The organism is Limosilactobacillus viscerum (assembly GCF_947387525.1).
Classification (GTDB): Bacteria; Bacillota; Bacilli; order Lactobacillales; family Lactobacillaceae; genus Limosilactobacillus; species Limosilactobacillus viscerum.
This window is the reverse complement of record NZ_CANDNW010000001.1, coordinates 17429-35465: the sequence shown is the minus strand read 5'-3', so window position 1 is coordinate 35465 and position 18037 is coordinate 17429. Positions and strand designations below refer to the sequence as shown.

General features: G+C 46.6%; 16 protein-coding genes. 11 read left to right on the top strand and 5 right to left on the bottom strand.

Annotated elements, in window-relative coordinates; translation table 11 throughout:
* Positions 1–139 precede the first annotated feature (139 nt).
* Positions 140–1084, top strand: a complete 945-nt coding sequence (locus QOS07_RS00145) for an L-lactate dehydrogenase (RefSeq protein WP_283586998.1) — start codon at positions 140–142, stop codon at positions 1082–1084.
* Between the two features lie 134 nt (positions 1085–1218).
* Here the strand turns inward: QOS07_RS00145 and QOS07_RS00140 are convergent, their stop codons facing one another.
* A complete protein-coding gene (locus QOS07_RS00140) occupies positions 1219–2394 on the bottom strand; it encodes an SAM-dependent methyltransferase (protein ID WP_283586997.1) in 1176 nt (391 codons plus the stop codon).
* Between the two features lie 152 nt (positions 2395–2546).
* On the opposite strand from QOS07_RS00140, the gene QOS07_RS00135 reads away from it, so the two are divergent.
* The 7 genes from QOS07_RS00135 to purB all read left to right on the top strand — a co-directional run bounded on the left by QOS07_RS00135 (position 2547) and on the right by purB (position 11428).
* On the top strand, positions 2547–3590 hold the full coding sequence (locus tag QOS07_RS00135) for an AI-2E family transporter (RefSeq protein WP_283586996.1): 1044 nt from the start codon (positions 2547–2549) through the stop codon (positions 3588–3590).
* Between the two features lie 162 nt (positions 3591–3752).
* Positions 3753–5432, top strand: a complete 1680-nt coding sequence (alsS, locus tag QOS07_RS00130; RefSeq protein WP_283586995.1) for an acetolactate synthase AlsS — start codon at positions 3753–3755, stop codon at positions 5430–5432.
* Positions 5432–6166 (top strand): acetolactate decarboxylase, encoded by a 735-nt coding sequence (gene budA / locus QOS07_RS00125; protein ID WP_283586994.1) that lies wholly within the window; start codon positions 5432–5434, stop codon positions 6164–6166. Before alsS ends, budA begins: the two co-directional genes overlap by 1 nt.
* Before the next feature lie 480 nt (positions 6167–6646).
* Complete coding sequence (locus QOS07_RS00120; RefSeq protein ID WP_283586993.1) at positions 6647–8308, top strand: formate--tetrahydrofolate ligase; 1662 nt, start codon at positions 6647–6649, stop codon at positions 8306–8308.
* 153 nt (positions 8309–8461) lie between these two features.
* Complete coding sequence (purE, locus tag QOS07_RS00115; RefSeq protein ID WP_283586992.1) at positions 8462–8947, top strand: 5-(carboxyamino)imidazole ribonucleotide mutase; 486 nt, start codon at positions 8462–8464, stop codon at positions 8945–8947.
* A 1-nt stretch (position 8948) separates the two neighbouring features.
* Positions 8949–10064 carry a 5-(carboxyamino)imidazole ribonucleotide synthase gene (gene purK / locus QOS07_RS00110; RefSeq protein WP_283587115.1) on the top strand — a complete coding sequence of 372 codons (1116 nt, stop codon included), beginning with the start codon at positions 8949–8951 and terminating at the stop codon, positions 10062–10064.
* 68 nt (positions 10065–10132) lie between these two features.
* Positions 10133–11428, top strand: coding sequence for an adenylosuccinate lyase (gene purB, locus QOS07_RS00105; protein WP_283586991.1), 1296 nt, complete (start codon positions 10133–10135; stop codon positions 11426–11428).
* Positions 11429–11717: 289 nt separating this feature from the next.
* Here the strand turns inward: purB and QOS07_RS00100 are convergent, their stop codons facing one another.
* From QOS07_RS00100 to QOS07_RS00085, 4 genes are all read right to left on the bottom strand, one after another.
* Positions 11718–12236: a GNAT family N-acetyltransferase gene (locus QOS07_RS00100; protein ID WP_326521315.1), complete on the bottom strand. Its 519-nt coding sequence runs from the start codon at positions 12234–12236 to the stop codon at positions 11718–11720.
* Between the two features lie 91 nt (positions 12237–12327).
* Positions 12328–13608: a homoserine dehydrogenase gene (locus QOS07_RS00095; RefSeq protein WP_283586990.1), complete on the bottom strand. Its 1281-nt coding sequence runs from the start codon at positions 13606–13608 to the stop codon at positions 12328–12330.
* 15 nt (positions 13609–13623) lie between these two features.
* A complete protein-coding gene (locus tag QOS07_RS00090) occupies positions 13624–14907 on the bottom strand; it encodes an O-acetylhomoserine aminocarboxypropyltransferase/cysteine synthase family protein (protein ID WP_283586989.1) in 1284 nt (427 codons plus the stop codon).
* A 17-nt stretch (positions 14908–14924) separates the two neighbouring features.
* Positions 14925–15779 carry a homoserine O-acetyltransferase/O-succinyltransferase family protein gene (locus QOS07_RS00085; RefSeq protein ID WP_283586988.1) on the bottom strand — a complete coding sequence of 285 codons (855 nt, stop codon included), beginning with the start codon at positions 15777–15779 and terminating at the stop codon, positions 14925–14927.
* Between the two features lie 608 nt (positions 15780–16387).
* On the opposite strand from QOS07_RS00085, the gene purC reads away from it, so the two are divergent.
* The 3 genes from purC to purQ are packed head-to-tail and all read left to right on the top strand — an operon-like array spanning position 16388 to position 18035.
* Entirely contained in the window at positions 16388–17107 is a 720-nt protein-coding gene (gene purC / locus QOS07_RS00080) for a phosphoribosylaminoimidazolesuccinocarboxamide synthase (RefSeq protein ID WP_283586987.1), read from the top strand.
* A complete protein-coding gene (gene purS / locus QOS07_RS00075; protein ID WP_283586986.1) occupies positions 17107–17358 on the top strand; it encodes a phosphoribosylformylglycinamidine synthase subunit PurS in 252 nt (83 codons plus the stop codon). The genes purC and purS overlap by 1 nt, the downstream gene beginning before the upstream one ends.
* Complete coding sequence (gene purQ / locus QOS07_RS00070; protein WP_283586985.1) at positions 17355–18035, top strand: phosphoribosylformylglycinamidine synthase subunit PurQ; 681 nt, start codon at positions 17355–17357, stop codon at positions 18033–18035. Before purS ends, purQ begins: the two co-directional genes overlap by 4 nt.
* Positions 18036–18037: the final 2 nt, after the last annotated feature.

Below are 18037 nucleotides of genomic sequence, written 5' to 3'. Positions count from 1 at the left end.
TGACGGAACTGAGCTGAGTTTTGTCACGACCTTTTTATATTATTTAAAATAACAGTTGACATTTTAAAAAATTACAACTAAAGTATCATTAAGATTTAATTAGAACTATGAGAGAAAGATTAAGAAAGAAGCGATTAGTATGACTCGAAAAGTAGGTGTAGTTGGTCAAGGACACGTTGGTGAAACACTGGCGAATAACCTCCTGGTGACTGGGACAGTGGATGAACTGGTCCTGATTGATACAAATGAAAAGAAATTAAACGCAAATGCGACTGATTTTGAAGATGCAGAAGCAAACCTGCCTACCTATACTAAGGTTGTCCGCAACGATTACAACGCATTGAAGGACGCAGATGTAGTTGTAATTGCGGTTGGTAATATTGGGGTCCAAAAGGATAATGCTAAGCATGACCGTTTTGTTGAACTGAATGTTAACAGTACGGCTGCTAAGGAAGTCGGTACCAAGCTAAAGGAAGTTGGCTTTAACGGTGTCCTCGTTTCAATTAGTAACCCCTGTGATGTAATTGCGGCACTGTTCCAAAAGTACACTGGCCTGCCAAAGAACCAGGTGATTGGTACTGGTACCTTACTTGATACTGCCCGCCTGCGGAAGGCAGTTGGTCAGGCGCTGGACGTTGATCCTCGTTCCGTTACTGGTTATGCACTGGGTGAACACGGGAATTCTCAATTTGCAGCTTGGTCCCAAGTTCGTGTCCTCGGTCAAAACATTACTGACCTTGCAGCGGTTAATGATGACCTGAACCTGGATTCACTAGCTGAAGCAACGAAGGCCGGTGGCTACACTGTTTTCCATGGTAAGCTTTACACTAACTTTGGAATTGCGGCGGCAGCCCTCCGCCTGGTAACGGCGATTCTTAATGATGCTAATATTGAACTGCCATGTTCTAACTTCCGTGAAGAATACGGCACTTACTGCGGCTACCCAGCAATCCTAGGAAAGGGCGGGGTCGTAAAGCAACTTCAACTTAACCTCACTGATGATGAAAAGAAGAAACTTGCAGAATCTGCTAACTACATCAAGACCCGTTTTGATGACACGGTTAAAAAGCTTGATGCAGAATAATAGAATTAGGACCTTCTGATAAATAAAGAGACTGGGAAGAAAAAGGCTTGTTTTTCTTCTCAGTCTCTTGTTTTTTCTTTAAGGACTAACCGCGGTGGAAAGGAAATTCCTCTTTGTGTTAGCTTCCTTTTTAATTACTTGAGCATGTAGTTCCGAGTCATTGGTAGGTTTTCACCTGAAGGACCCTTGGTGATCAGGTATTGGATAACATCAATGTTACCAGATTCAAATGATGCGGCACATGCTTGCAAGTACAGGTCCCACATCCGGGTGAACCGTTCACCCATCATATCCTGGATTTGGTTCCGCTTGTTGTTAAAGTTGGCATCCCAAATTTCCAGGGTGTGTTGGTAGTGACGACGGAGCATTTCCATGTCCGCAATCTGCATGTGGTTTTCTTCAATATGACCGATCATTTCTTCCAGCCCAGGAATGTAGCCACCTGGGAAAATGTACTTGTTGATCCAACCATTGAAGGCGCCACCTTGTTGACGGGTGATACCGTGGATAAGGGCAACCCCGTTGTTCTTCAGGTAACGGTTAACGTCCTTGAAGTACAGGCCGAGGTTTTCCTTACCAACGTGTTCGAACATCCCAACAGAGGTGATGTAGTCCCAAGTTTGATCGCCGAGTTCACGGTAGTCAACCAGCTTAACCTCAGCTACATCTTCTAAGCCGTCATCCTTAATCCGTTGGCTGACGAACCGGTATTGTTCTTCACTCAGGGTAACACCGGTAACCTTGAGCTTGTATTCCTTGGCAGCAGTCAGCATTAGGGTTCCCCAACCACAACCAATGTCTAGTAAGGTCTTGCCTGGCTTTGGATCCAGCTTTTGCAAGATGTGGTGAACCTTGTCTTCTTGGGCCTTAGTTAAGTCATCCCAGTTGTCATCAGTGAAGTAAGCACAGGAGTAAGTCATTGTGTCATCAAGCCATAACTTGTAGAAGTCGTTACCAACATCATAGTGACTTTGGACGTCAGATTGGCTTTCCTTTTCGGAGTGGCCTTGCTTTGGCAAAAACTTACGGAACTTGGAGCTCCGCATGAAACTATCAGCACTTTCGTAGGCTGATTCGATCAGCTTTTGGATGCTGCCCTTAATTTCAATTTTGCCATCCATGTATGCTTCACCAAGGGCGATAGAGGCGTTCTTGGTAACATCACGAATCGGAATCTTTTCCTTAAAGATGATGGTTACTTGGGGCTCGCCATTACCGTATACGGCACTCTTTCCATCCCAGTACACAACCTTAACGGGAATAGTAAAAGAGTGGCTTAGCAGTGGCTTGTAGAACGTCTTTTCTAACATTTCAACGTATCCTTCTTTCTAAAGTAATAGAATTATTATAACACCCCATCAATTGAATTAAGAAAAAGAAGCTTAAATCAGACAAATTAATAATAATATCTTAGGTAAATTAAGGTAAACTGACATTAGTAACTCTAAAAAGGGATGATGATATGGTTGATGCTTGGCATCGCTTTATAAAAAATGTTGAATTACGGCGTTTTGTTGTGTTAGAAATCATTATTTTTTTGCTGTGGATGATGCGGTCGATGATGAATATGATCTTGCTGACCTTTATCTTGACTTACATTGTGGTTAACTGGGTCCACCTAGTCCGCCGCTGGATACCTAAGCTGTCGCCGGGGATTATTGTCATTATTACCTACGCCCTCCTGCTCTGGCTCCTCTATCTTGGCATTACCCAGTACCTCCCCGTGCTCGTCCGTCAGATTATCAGGATGGTTAACTCCGTTTTGAAATTTTACAGTTCTAATGATGCAACGGCCTTTTTCCACTACATCAATCGATACATTAGCATGGCAACGATCATGGGGCAGGTTAAACATGGCCTTACGCTGGCGGTAAGCACCATTACTAGTGTCGGTGCACTAGCCGTCACGTTTGTAATGTCATTGATTTTGAGTTTCTTCTATACCCTGGAGCTTAACCAAACTGAAAGCTTTTCCCGCTTGTTTTTGGACAGCAAATTTAGCTGGTTCTTTCAGGATATTGCTTACTTTGGCAAAAAATTTACTAACACTTTCGGGGTGGTTTTGGAAGCGCAATTTTTCATTGCCATTTGCAATACTGTCATTACCACTATCTGCTTGGCGATCATGAAGATGCCCCAGATTTTTGCACTGTCACTGGTTGTTTTTGTCTTTAGCCTAGTACCGGTTGCAGGGGTCATCATTTCAACGATCCCCCTGAGTCTGGTTGCGTATTCGGTTGGTGGCCTGCGCGATGTGATTTATATTATCGTGATGGTCATTGTAATTCACATGATTGAAGCTTATGTCCTTAACCCGAAATTTATGTCGAGTCAGACTGACTTGCCAATCTTTTACACCTTCATCGTCCTGTTAGTCGGTGAACACTTCTGGGGAACCTGGGGACTAATTGTAGGGGTGCCGATTTTCACCTTCCTCCTCGATATCCTCGGTGTGAAATCAATTCACAAGGGAAGAAAAAAGAAGGCAGAGGTCGGTCGTGATTAAGTATTGCTGCTTGTGAAATTCACAGCGTGATTAATTTTCTAAAAAAGTATTCCTGAATAAATCAACGATTAGCGCATGTGAAGATTCGGCAATCTTGTGAAATTTTTAAAATCAGATTAGAATTTTACCAACATCAAATTTAGAGAAATTGAGGTGGCCGTTATGACAAAAAAATTATATGGCGCAGACATTGTTATTGATAGTCTTCGCAAACATGGCGTTGACCTAGTATTCGGTATTCCTGGAGCGAAGATTGACCGTTTGTTTGAAGCTCTTGATGGTAAGGATAGTGATGATGCACCTAAATTAATCGTCACTCGTCACGAACAAAATGCCGTTTTTATGGCGCAAGCATATGCCCGGCTGACTGGCAAGACCGGGGTGGCAATTAGTACATCCGGTCCCGGTGTCGGCAACCTGACTACGGGGATCATGACTGCGAATGCTGAAGGAGACCCAATCTTGGCAATTGGTGGCCAGGTACAACGGAAGGATTTGCACCGTTTAACCCACCAGAGCACACCATCTGCAGAAATCATGGCACCAATTACACGTTACAGTGCTGAAATCCAGGACCCCAATAATATTTCGGAAACGATTGCGAATGCTTTTGAAGCTAGCCAGGGCGCTGAAAAGGGTGCGTCCTTTGTCAGCCTGCCACAAGACGTTGACGATGCGGTAGTAGATGAAAAACCATTACCAATCTATGAAGCACCAAAGATGGGCCCGGCTGACCCGGCAGAGCTCGATAAACTGGTTGACCTGATTAAGCACAGTAAGATGCCAGTGATCTTAATTGGCCAACGTGGTGGTAATGAAGAAGTTACTGCGGCACTTCATAACTTATTGCGGGACTATGCCTTCCCGGTTGTTGAAACCTTCCAAGCAGCCGGTGTTGTTTCCCGGGACCTGGAAGACCAGTCCTACTTTGGCCGGGTTGGCCTATTCCGCAACCAGGTTGGTGACCAGCTGCTCCAACAAAGTGACCTTGTAATTGCGGTGGGTTACGATGCAATTGAATATGAACCGCGGAACTGGAATAAAGAAGGCCAACTGCGGATCGTCAACCTTGATACCAAGCCAGCCCAAATTGATAACCACTACACGCCAGTGATGCAGCTGGTTGGTGACATTGCAACCAGTCTTAACCAGCTAGACCAGCTGTTAAAGGGATTTAAGTACCCAGCAGCTGCGAAGGACCAACTGGCAGCGTACAAAGCTAAGCTGGACAAGGATAAGCAGCAAAAGGCACCGCAAAGTCATGGTAAGAGTCATCCATTGGCTATTGTTCAAGCAATTCAGGAGAACGTGACCGACGACATGATTGTGTCACTAGATGTTGGTTCGCATTACATCTGGATGGCCCGGCACTTCCGTTGCTACCAGCCACGGCACCTGCTGATCAGTAATGGGATGCAGACGTTAGGTGTTGGCTTACCATGGGCAATGGTTGCTGCAATGCTTCATCCGGAACGGAAGGCAGTAGCTATCTGTGGGGATGGCGGCTTTCTCTTCTCCGGCTCTGAATTGTCGACCGCTGTCCAGCACCACCTTAACCTGGTAGTAATCGTTTGGAATGATGATGCCCACTATGACATGGTTAAATTCCAAGAAGAGATGAAGTACCCACAAGCAGCGGGGGTTAAGTTCGGTGATTGTGACATTGTTAAGTACGCTGAGAGCTTTGGTGCCACTGGTCTCCGGGTTGAAAAGCCGGCCGACCTAAATAAGGTCATGAACAAGGCCTTTAATGTTGATGGCCCAGTGGTAGTTGATGTTCCGGTTGACTACAGCAATAACAAGGACCTGGCGGCCAACTTGATTGACTCACAATTAGGTTAATGAAAGGAAATGATAGTATCAGTACGTTATATGAACACGGTACGTTAGCATCACTGATGGCAGGTAATATGGCCGGGACAATTGCCCTGGGGGACTTGTTAAAGCACGGTTCCACGGGAATTGGTACGTTTGACGGTCTCGATGGTGAAGTGATTATCCTCGACGGTGAAGTTTACCAGGCCGTTTCAAGTGGCCAGGTGAACCACGTCACTAACATGCAGGCAAAGATGCCGTTTGCCTCAGTTCACCAGCCAGCTGATTTGCAGAAATTGACAATTAACGATGCTAATTTTGCGTTGCTAAATGGTGACTTTGTTGGACAGCATGAATTGAAGAACGTCTTTGCGGCACTACGGTTAAAGGGCGAATTTAACCATGTAAAGGTACGGATTGCACCGAAACAAGAAGAGCCGTACCCAAGCCTGCTGGAAGTAGCCCAAGGACAACCAACTTTTGTGTGTGACCACGTGCAAGGGACAATTATCGGCTACTATGCACCGGCAATTTTTGGTAGTGTCACTGCCGCTGGCTGGCACCTCCACTTTATCAGTGATGACCGTGAATTTGCTGGTCACTTGTTGGAATTTAATGCGGCTAAGCTGACAGGTGACTTGCAGGTCTTTGATACGTTAGAACAACACCTTCCAGTGGCTGATGAAGCATTCCGGAAGGGTGAGGTCGACATGGCCACCCTGCGTGACAGCATTGCTAAGTCAGAGGGAAATGCAGACTAACAATTTTAATGATTAGGGGAAAGCTAATTACGATTCCCCCTGTGAGGAGCTGTGACACAACCCCGGTTAGGGCCTGCGACGCGAAGCTAGCCTATCTGGTATGACTAGCATAGGACGATCGTTAGCACGGAACGGGCTAGCGATTGTCCGTAGCTAGACACTAAGGCCCTGGGTTGTGGCACGCAATATCTCTGTAATATTCGGAGCTAAAACAAGGGCCCATGACAAAACCAAGTTTTGTCACGGGCCCCTCATTTGTTTACCGCGCCATTCACTATTCGGTGAAAATGAACTATTCCTTTGACACACTTTATTAGAACCGATAACCTAAATTAGGTGGTTAATAATTGAAAAAATAACCAATAATTCGTGAAAAGAGGTTTACTTACTGCAGAAAATACAGTATATTGCCTATATAGGCAAACAAAACGATACAGTTTAATAAAAAATGTTCGTGAATATTGGAAGGAGTCGGTTGAGATGATGACAGATATCGAAATTGCTGACCAAGCGGAAATGAAGCCAATTAAGGAAATTGCCCAAAAGATGGGGCTAGGCGAGGATGACATTGAGCAATACGGTAAGTACAAGGCAAAGATTTCCTTACCCGTCAAAGCACATCCTGATAAGAAACATAAACTAGTTCTGGTGACTTCAATCAACCCAACACCGGCTGGTGAAGGGAAATCGACTGTTTTGGTTGGCTTGGGTGATGCCATGAACCAACTAGGTCATCAAACAATCATCGCAATGCGTGAACCATCAATGGGCCCTGTATTTGGAATCAAGGGTGGTGCTACTGGTGGTGGTTACAGTCAGGTTGTACCGATGGAAGATATTAACCTTCACTTCACCGGTGACCTTCATGCCCTGACCAGTGCCAACAACACGTTAGCAGCCTTGATTGATAACTACATTATGCGGGGAAACGAACTTAACTTGGACCCCCGGCGGATCATTTGGAAGCGGGTTGAGGATGTTAACGACCGGGCATTACGGACCGTGGTTACTGGCCTTGGTGGCCTGATGCAGGGTGTTCCACGTGAAACAGGGTTTGACATTACTGCCGCTTCCGAACTGATGGCGATCTTGTGCCTCTCAACCGACTTGATGGACTTGAAGAAGCGGGTCGGTAAGATTGTGGTTGGCTATACCTATGATAAGAAGCCAGTAACAGTTGCTGAATTAGGCTTTGCTGATGCAATCACTATCCTGCTGAAGGACGCAATCAAGCCAAACCTGGTTCAGACTTTGGATCATACGCCAACGATCATTCACGGTGGGCCATTTGCCAATATTGCCCATGGTTGTAACAGTGTTCTGGCTACTAAGACGGCTCTTCAACTGGCCGACTACACGGTTACCGAATCCGGCTTCGGAGCGGACTTAGGGGCTGAAAAATTCATGGATATCAAGCGCCGTGTCTTGGGTAAGAACCCGGATGCAGTTGTTATCGTAGCGACTGTTCGTGCCCTTGAATACAATGGTGGCGCTGCATTGGCCGACCTTAAGGGTGAAAACCTTCCGGAACTAAAGAAGGGGATGGCCAACCTGAACCGCCATATCAAGAATATGCAACGCTATGGTGTGCCATTGGTAGTTGCAGTAAACCACTTTGCTACCGATACCGATGCCGAAATCAAGTTGATTGAAGATAATTGTAAGGAACTCGGTGTTAACGTGGTTAAGGTTGATGCCTGGGCTAAAGGTGGCGCCGGGACTCATGACTTGGCGGAAGAAGTGGTTCGCTTGGCCGACCAACAAAGTGACTTCCATGAACTTTACAGCCTAGAAGCTACCCCAGAAGAAAAAGTACGGACGGTGGCAACCAAGATTTACGGCGCAAAGGATGTTGAATTCAGCCGGAAGGCACAGCGGCAACTGAAGCAGTTTGCGGAACTTGGCTGGAATAACCTGCCTGTCTGCATTGCTAAGACCCAGTATTCATTTACGGACGATAAAAACCAGTTAGGAGCCCCAGAAGGTTTCACTTTCCATATTCGTGAATTTGTACCAAAGCTTGGTGCAGGCTTTATTGTCGCCCTTGCTGGGAACATGATGACAATGCCTGGCCTCTCTAAAGTGCCGGCAGCCGTTAATATGACCATTGATAAGGATGGCAAGATTACCGGTTTGTTCTAGAAATAAAAAAGTGCGGCTGATTAGCCGTACTTTTTATTTTAAATTATTTAACACGAACGATAAACACATACAAATATATTTTTGTTCGATATTTTCCTTGAAGAAGCAGTGATGATTTGGTATTCTTAAAGCAGTTTCTAAGGAGGTAACGTGATGAGCAAAATTAGTGTTGTGATGGGCAGTAAGTCAGACTGGCCAACCGTTAAAGAAGCTTGTAAAATATTAGATCAATTCGGCGTCGACTATGATAAAAACGTCATTTCCGCTCACCGGATGCCAAATGAAATGTTCGCCTTTGCTCAAGGGGCAGCGGCAAAGGGAACGAAAGTAATTATTGCTTGTGCCGGTGGTGCAGCCCACTTACCAGGAATGATTGCGGCTAACACTCCGTTGCCAGTAATTGGAATTCCGGGTCAAACCAAGGCCCTTGGTGGTATGGATTCCCTCTTGTCAATTGTTCAGATGCCAGCGGGGATTCCTGTTGCAACCACGGCAATTGGGGTAGCCGGCGCAAAGAATGCGGCACTATTAGCACTCCAAATCCTTGGCACCACTGACCAGTCCATCCAGGACCAAATCGTTGATTACCGGAAGCAAATGCACGATGCAGCAAAGGAAAGCGGTGCGCACCTTGACTAAAATGATTCAACAAGGGCAAACAATTGGAATTATTGGTGGCGGTCAGCTTGGTCAAATGATGGCCCTTGATGCTAAGCAAACGGGGATGAAGGTTATTATCTTAGACCCAACTCCCCATTGCCCCGCTGGCCAAGTTGCCGACGACCAAATTGTGGCTGAATACGCTGACGTTAAAGCAATTGAAGAACTAGCCCGGCGGTCGGATGTATTGACCTACGAGTTCGAAAATGTTGACCTCAACGCGCTTAAGGATGTGGCCGACAAGGTTTATATTCCACAAGGGACCCACTTGCTGTACACCACTAAAAACCGGATCCGGGAAAAGACTTTCTTACGGAATGCCGGGCTGAAGACGGCACCGTTTATGGCAGTTAAGAACCAGGAGGACCTGCAAAAGGCAGTTGCAAAGATCGGCTACCCCTGCGTGCTGAAAACCTGTGAAGGTGGGTACGATGGCCATGGTCAAGAAGTCCTTCACAGTGATGCGGACCTGGCCAAGTGTGCCGGTATCTTATCAACCAAGGATGCCATTCTTGAAGGATGGGTGCCATTTAGGCTAGAGTGTTCCGTCATGGTCGGCCGGAACGAAGATGGTGAAGTAACCGTCTTCCCGGTTTCCGAGAATATTCACCACAACGAGATCCTGCACATCAGCATTGTACCAGCCCGGATTTCACCAGAACTTCAGGAACGCGCTAAGGAGATGGCGGTTAAGATCGCCCATGCAATTGATCTCCGTGGTATTTTGGGTGTTGAAATGTTTGTGGGCAATGATGGTGAAATTTACATTAATGAACTAGCACCACGACCACATAATTCTGGTCACTACTCAATTGAGGCCTGCAACTTCTCCCAGTTTGCTATCCACAACCGGGCTGTTTGCAACTGGCCGCTACCTAAGATTGACCTCCTTCACCCAGTGATCATGGTGAATGTCTTGGGTCAACACGTTCAGGGTGTCCGTGACCAGATTGCAAAGAAGCCCAACTGGCACTTCCACGATTACGGTAAGGCAGAAGTTCGTCACAACCGCAAGATGGGGCACGTTACCATCCTGACTAATGACTTTGACCAGACACTAAAAGAAATTGATGACACCCATATTTGGGATGACTAAGGGCTTGGGGGAACCCCCAACCTGTGCGATAATAATTGCAGAATAAACATAGAGAGGATTTTTAACCGATGATTGATCGCTACACTAGTCCAGAAATGGCAAAAATCTGGAGCCTTGAAACCCAGTACCAATGTTGGCTGGAAGTAGAAATTGCGGCTGATGAGGCCTGGAGCAAGCTTGGCCACATTCCTGCTGAAGATGTGGAGAAGATTAAGAAGAACGCTAAGTTTAGCGTAGAAGGGATCGCGGAGATTGAAGCCGTAACCCACCACGACGTCATTGCCTTTACCCGTGATGTTTCCAAGTCCCTGGGTCCTGAACGGAAGTGGGTCCACTATGGGATGACCAGTACCGACGTTGTTGATACTGCCCAGGGCCTCCGCTTAAAGAAGGCTAACGATATCCTCCGGAAGGATATTGATGACTTCATGGCCGTTTTAAAGGAACTGGCTGAAAAGTACAAGTACACCGTTTGCATGGGCCGGACCCATGGTATTCATGCTGAACCAACTACTTTTGGCTTAAAGGCTGCCCGGTGGTACTCCGAAATGAAGCGGAACAAGGAACGGTTCGAACACGCTGCCCGCGGTGTCGAAGCGGGTAAGATTTCTGGTGCGGTTGGTACCTTTGCTGAAATTGATCCCTTTGTTGAAAAATACGTCTGTGATAAGCTTGGCCTCCGGGCGCAAGAGATTTCTACTCAGGTACTCCCTCGTGACCTCCACGCGGAATACATCGCTACAATTACCCTGATTGGGACCAGCATGGAAGAAATGGCGACCGAAATTCGTTCTCTCCAACGGACTGAAATTCATGAAGTTGAGGAACACTTTGCCAAGGGACAAAAGGGTTCATCTGCTATGCCTCATAAGCGGAACCCAATTGGCTCTGAAAATATCTGTGGTTGTGCCCGGGTTCTCCGTGGGAACGTGGTTACCGCCTACGAAGATGTTGCTCTGTGGCACGAACGGGATATTTCCCACTCCAGTGCTGAACGGATGATTCTTCCTGATTCAACCTCATTACTGGACTACATGCTCCGCCGCTTTGGTCGCATCCTGAAGAACCTGGATGTCTTCCCTGAAACAATGAAGAAGAACATGGAGAAGACGCTTGGCCTAATTTACAGTGGCCGCGTACTCCTGAAGCTGGTTAACAGCGGGATGAGTCGTGAATCAGCCTACGATTTGATCCAGCCATACACTGCTAAGTGCTGGGCCGAGCAGATCCCATTCCGGCCGCTGCTGGAAGCTGACCCAACCATCCAAAAGCAGTTGACGAAGGAAGACTTGGATGACGCCTTTGACTACCACTGGCACCTCCGTCACGTCGATGATATTTATAAGCGGGTCGGCTTAGATTAAAGCCTAACCCCAAACGTAAAAGACGAAAGGTCCAGGGCGCGGTAATCCGTGCCCTGGACCTTTGTGCTTTGTCGATGTTAAATTTATATATAAAACTATCGAGGAGTATTGAAATGAAATTTAACCGTCAATTTTATAAAACAAACAGCTTCCTGTTTGGCCTGGTGCTAATAATTGCCCCAACCTATAATTTATTGACTAGCCAGGACCAGGTTGGTCGATTGCTTAACATAGGCTGTCAGATCTTTGGCCTCATTTTTCTAGTTGCCTGTTTCTTTAAGCGGGAACACTAGGCTGTCGGGAAATTCTTCCCGTAAATTTTAAGTTCCCGGTACTCACCATCAACTTTAGAAATATTTGGCATGTGTCCCCACTTTTCATAGCCACAGCTGCTGAATAGTCCCTGGCTGGGTTGATTACGTTCATAAATATAAGCAATTACCGTCTTAAAATGAAGGTGGTTCTTGATTTGCTGGCCAACATAATTCAGAAATAACCGGCCAATACCGTGCCGGTGGGCTCGCTTATGAATATAAATGGCAATTTCTGCCGAATCCCGGTAAGCGTGGTTGGGGTAGAAGTTTTCAAGGGCACACCAACCAACGACAGTTCCATCAATAGTGGCAACCCACAGTGGGTGTCGCTCATCAAACTGGGCAAACCAGTCTTGCCGTTGGTCAACGGTAACGGGCTTACTTTCATCAGTTGCAATCCCTGCCAGAACCGCTTCATTGAAAATGTCGATGATTACTTGCTGGTCGTCCGGTTGGGCCCGCCGGATTTTGACCGTCACTTGTTTCGTCATCATTTTCCTCCTCATTAATCATATTAATGGTAATTGTAACGTAAAGCGCACCGTCTCCCAAGCAATACGCTGAGAAGATGGTGCGCTTATCTTTTCATTCTTCTATTTTTTCAAGGACTGGTTGCCAGCTGTTGGCAATTGGCAGGTACGAAATTTTCTGCCCGCTGCGTTTAAGGGTTATTAGCAATTCTTCTAATGCATCACGAGAGATAACGGGTGTTAAGCCGCTCCAGTAATTGCGGCCGGTTGCCTGTTGCTGCCAGGAAAGAGTAGGGATGCTGGAAATAATTGAGAGGAGGTTACCAGTGCCCTCCACGGTAATTAAGTATTGCTGTGGAGCAGCTGTCAGTGGCTTAGCAGAAACCGGCTTACGGTAGCTGTTAAATTCACGACCACAATTGCCCTTTACAATATCGTCGCCAGTAGCCAGCAGGTCACTGAGAATGCTATTAGCCGTTGGTGCTGCCCCGGCACCGGGACCGGTATAGGTGGTTTCGCCAAGTGCATCGCTTTGGACGGCAATGGCGTTTTGCACACCATTAACGTGGGCCAATGGTTCTGATGCAGGAATGGCGGCCGGTCCAACGAAGGAAAAGAGCTGGCGGTTTTCTTCCTTGGCTACTGCGAGCAGCTTGACTTTTAATCCCAGCTGGCCAGCGCTAATTAATTGCGCGGGTGAAATGGTGGTGATCCCGCGACGTGGAACATCCTTTAAGCTGAGTGATTGGCCAAATGCAAACCGACTGAGGATGATCAGCTTGTAAGTGGCATCAATTCCTTGGACGTCATTGGTGGGGTCGGCCTCGGCGTATCCTAACTCTTGGGCAGCCTTAAGGGCAGTTGCGTAGTCTTTATGCTCCCGGTCCATGGCAGTCAGAACATAATTGGCGGTACCGTTAATGATACCGGTAATTTGGGTGATTTGGTCGGTCTCAAGACTTGATGAAAGGACCCGGAGAATGGGGATTCCACCAGCAACGCTAGCTTCATAAAAGAAGTCAACGCCCGCCGTTTTAGCTAATGGAAGGATTTCGTCGCCGGCCGTCGCTAAAAGGTCCTTGTTGGCGCTAATAATTGACTTGCCATTAAGGATTGCCTGGCAGATTGCCACCTTTGCGGGTTCAATCGTTCCCATTGCTTCAATCACAATCTGGATTTCCGGGTCATCAACCACATCGGTAACCTTATCAGTAAGAATTGTCCCCGCGGGAAGGTTATCGTTTCGGTGGTGGGCGCAGTTGTGAACAGCAACGCTCTTGAGCTTAAAACGAAAATCTTGGGTACGGGCAATTTTTGCTGCCTGTTTTTGGAGAAGGGTGACTACTCCCTTACCAACAGTGCCGAGTCCCAAAAGTCCGATTGTGATTGTTTTCATAGCGCAGGTTCCTTTCTAGATTTTATCAAGTGCTTGGTCAAGGTCAGCAATTAAGTTATCCGCATTTTCAATTCCAACAGAGATCCGGATGAGGTCGGGAGTAACACCGGCGGCCTTGAGTTGTTCGTCATTTAATTGTGCGTGAGTGGTTGATGCAGGGTGGATAATCAAGGACTTTGCATCAGCAACGTTGGCAAGGAGTGAGAAAAGCTTGAGGTTGCTAATCAATTTCTTACCGGCTTCCTCGCCACCCTTAAGCCCAAGGGTAAAGATTGAGCCAACCCCCTTTGGGAAGTACTTGTCAGCCAGTGGCTTGTAAGGACTGTCTGGCAATTCGGGGTAGTTAATCCAGGCAACCTTTGGGTGGTCATTTAAGAACTTAACGATCTTCCGGGTGTTGGCCACGTGACGTTCAACCCGTAATGACAATGATTCCAGCCCTTGAAGAAGGAGGAAGGAGTTGAACGGACTAATTGTGGCACCAAGGTCTCGGAGCGTTTCGGCCCGAACCTTAGTCGTAAAGGCAGCTCCCTTTAGGTCAGCAAAGACAATTCCATCGTACTGGTCATTTGGCTCGGTAAAACCAGGGTACTTGCCGCTTGCCTTGTAGTCGAACTTACCGTTTTCAACAATGACACCACCCATTGTGGTCCCGTGGCCACCAATGAACTTAGTGGCGGAGTGGACGACAACGTCAGCGCCGTGATCAAGCGGCTTAACCAGGTAAGGCGTACCAAAGGTGTTGTCAACGATTAGGATAATACCGTGGTCGTGGGCAATCTTAGCGATCTTTTCGAAGTCAACCAGGTTGATCCGGGGGTTACCAATACTTTCAACGTAGAGTGCCTTGGTGTGTTCATTAATTTCCTTAGCGAAGTTTTCTGGGTCGTCAGGGTCAACGAAGTGAGTCGTAATTCCGAGCTTTGGTAGGGTAACGGCGAAGAGGTCGTAAGTACCACCGTACAGGGTGCTGGCAGCAACAATTTCATCACCCTTGGCAGCAACGTTTAAAATCGCAGCGGTAATTGCGGCAGAACCGGTAGCAAGGGTTACACCAGCGGTCCCGTCTTCCAGTGCGGCAACCCGCTTGTCAACAACGTCAGTCGTCGGGTTCGTCAGGCGGGTATAAATATTGCCGGGCTCTTTTAAGCTGAACCGGTCAGCCGCTTCCTTAGCATCCTTAAAGACGTAGGAAGTCGTTTGGTAAATTGGTACAGCCCGTGCACCTGTTTCATCGACTGTTTGACCAGCATGGACTTGGAGGGTTTCAAAATGGTAGTTGTGGTTTTCTTTTGTCATATTTAATAACCTACTTTCTAATTAGCGATGGTGTTTAACCAGTTTTGGTAAATTGAGTGTGAAGCAGACTGCCAGGAATAATTAATTTTTCCACTTGCTTCATTGGTAAAGTAATGAAGTGGTGCGTGAATTGCGCGCCGCTTTTTTTGATCACGGTAGTATTCTTTCGCTAGTGTGTCGCTGTCGTATTCAGGGTGCCCAGTGATGTAAGTATGGTGAAAGCCATGCGACCGTAAAATCATGGGCCCGGCTTCCTTGCTGTCAGCGATGATTTTGAGGTCGCCAGGAAGGTGGCGGCGGTCAAGAATACTAGTGCTGTGCCGTGATTGGGGCATCTTAATCAGCCCCCCGGCACCAAAGTCACGGGCGAGCCGTGATAGTGGGTTGATGTCTGTGGCAGTGAAAATCCCAAACAGCTTGCTTTTAAGTACGCGCTTGGGAACGTTAAAATCGACAAACAATCCTGCTTGAGCGGCCCAACATTCAAAGAGGGATTCCCGAACATGGTGGTTGGCCCAACTAATGATGGACCGGAGCTCCTTCCAGTAGTCAACCTGGTTGAACGGTAATTTTTCAACCGGCGCACCGGTGACGATTAATCCATCAAAGTGCCGCTCCTTAATTTGACTAAGGTTAAAGTAATGATCGCGAATAAGGTCAACTGATGTTCCCTTGAAATGGTGGGTAACCGGGTAAAGGAAGGTCAAAGTGACGTCCCGTGATAAGCAATTAAAACGTTTCAGGAATTGCACTTCGGTTGTGACTTTTGTCGGCATTAAATTAAGCACTAATAAGTGAAGTGGGTTAACTTGCTGGTGATTTTGCCATTGTTTTCTAATAATTGCCAAACCATTTTCTGCGTTTGCTGTCATTTTGACCAACTCCTTTCTGTTAACTAAAAAAGCCTCCGTCACGGTCCTATTACTAGGATTCCGGGACGAAGGCTTTCGCGGTACCACCCTGATTTATCGTTGACTCACGCCAACGACCTTAATAAGTACTCACCACTAAAGGTGAAGACCCGACAGGATACCGGCTGTCAACCGCACCTTCAGCCATGATGACCAAGGGATGACTCGGAGCTCATCTTCATATTAACGATGCTTACCCCTCGCACCAACCGGGGATTCTCTTATAAGGTCGTTAATAATACTCTTCTCTTCAGCGTCTCATCAAATTCTAATCGTTTTGTAGTTTACCATCGAATTTTCTAATGTCAAGGGGTTGGCATCTTTTTGCTTTAGAAATTAAGAATTACCACCCGACAAAGTTGCTTTTGAAAAGTCAGCTTTTAAGATAATTAACCTGGTACTTTATTCCAGCAAAACACGAACAATAAATTCGAAAGTAGAAAATAAAGTTCATAAATAGTATTGACAGGGCAAAATAGTAATAGTATATTGTTGGCATAAAGGACGAATGAATTTCGCTCAAGTTTTCTTATAGTTCGTGATTTACACATAAAGGAGCCAGTAATAAGATGGAAAAGTTATTGTATACCGGTAAGGCAAAGCAGATGTGGCAAACAGATGACCCTGAAGTTTTACGGGTCGTTTACATGGACCAGGCAACCGCCCTTAACGGTAAGGAAAAGGACCACTTCACGGGTAAGGGAAAGGCTGCAAACGCAATTTCAACACTAGTTTTCCAATACTTAATCCGTCATGGGATTACGACTCACTTTATTAAGAAACTTTCTGAAAACGAGGAACTTGTTAAGAAGTGCGAAATGGTACCGCTGGAGTTTGTTACCAGAAACGTAATTGCCGGCCACTTTGCTAGCCGTTACGGGCTGGATGAAGGTGGTTCATTAACAACCCCGGTCGAAGAAACCTTCTACAAGAGTGACAAACTTGATGACCCATTCATTAATGAATCGGCATCAATTGCACTTGGAATTGCAACCCACCAAGAATTGGAACAGATGTGGGGAACCTGCCGGGAAGTTAACACCCTGCTGACCCACCTCTTCTTTAAGGCGGGGATGCGGTTAGTTGACTTTAAGTTGGAATTTGGTCACCTCAGTGATGGTCAAATTGTGCTGGCCGACGAATTTTCTCCTGACAACTGCCGCTTATGGGATCTCAAGACTAATGCCCACCTTGACAAGGATGTTTACCGGCGTGACCTTGCCGACTTAACGACTACCTATGATGAAGTACTTGCCCGGTTACAAAAAGCAGTTGCGGAGGAAGACTAATGACTAAAGTTCGGATTTTCGTCACATACAAACCATCCGTTTTTGACCCCCAGGGTGACACAATTACCAAGACAATCCACACGCTGGGATACGACGAAGTTAAGGATGTTCAGGTTGGTAAGTTTTTCGATGTGACAATCGATGCTAACGGTGACCAGGTAGCGGCAACCGTTAAGGAAATTGCGGAAAAATTGTTAGTTAACTTCAACATGGAAACCTACACTTACCAAGTATTGGAGGACCAACAATGAAGATTGCGGTAATTGTTTTTCCTGGGTCAAATTGTGATATTGACCTTTATGAAGCGCTCAGTTCCGTTTGCGGTGCCGATGTCGACTATGTTTCACACAAGCAGGACAACCTGACTGGTTATGATGCGGTAATGCTGCCTGGTGGCTTTTCCTACGGTGACTATTTACGGGCCGGTGCGATTGCCCGGTTTGCGCCCGTTATGGGGGCCGTGGTCAAGATGGCCAATAAAGGGAAGCCTGTTTTCGGCACCTGCAACGGTTTCCAGATTTTAACTGAAGCCGGTTTATTGCCGGGTGGGTTGAAACGAAATAACAGCCAGAAGTTCGTTTGCAAGACGGTACCGCTTGAGGTGGTTAATAACCAAACTCTTTTTACCAGCCAGTACCAAGAACACGAACGAATTGCACTGCCAATTGCTCACGCTGATGGTAGTTACTACGCTGATGAAGAAACACTCGATGATTTAGAAGCCCACCACCAAGTCGTTTTTCGTTATGCCGAGGAAAATCCCAATGGTAGTCTCCGCAACATTGCGGGAATCACCAACCGGCAGGGAAACGTCTTAGGGATGATGCCCCACCCAGAACGGGCAGTTGAAGCCATCCTCGGTAACACGGATGGCTTACGGCTATTCAAGTCATTATTGGAAAATGGTCACGCAAAAGTGGAGGAATAAAT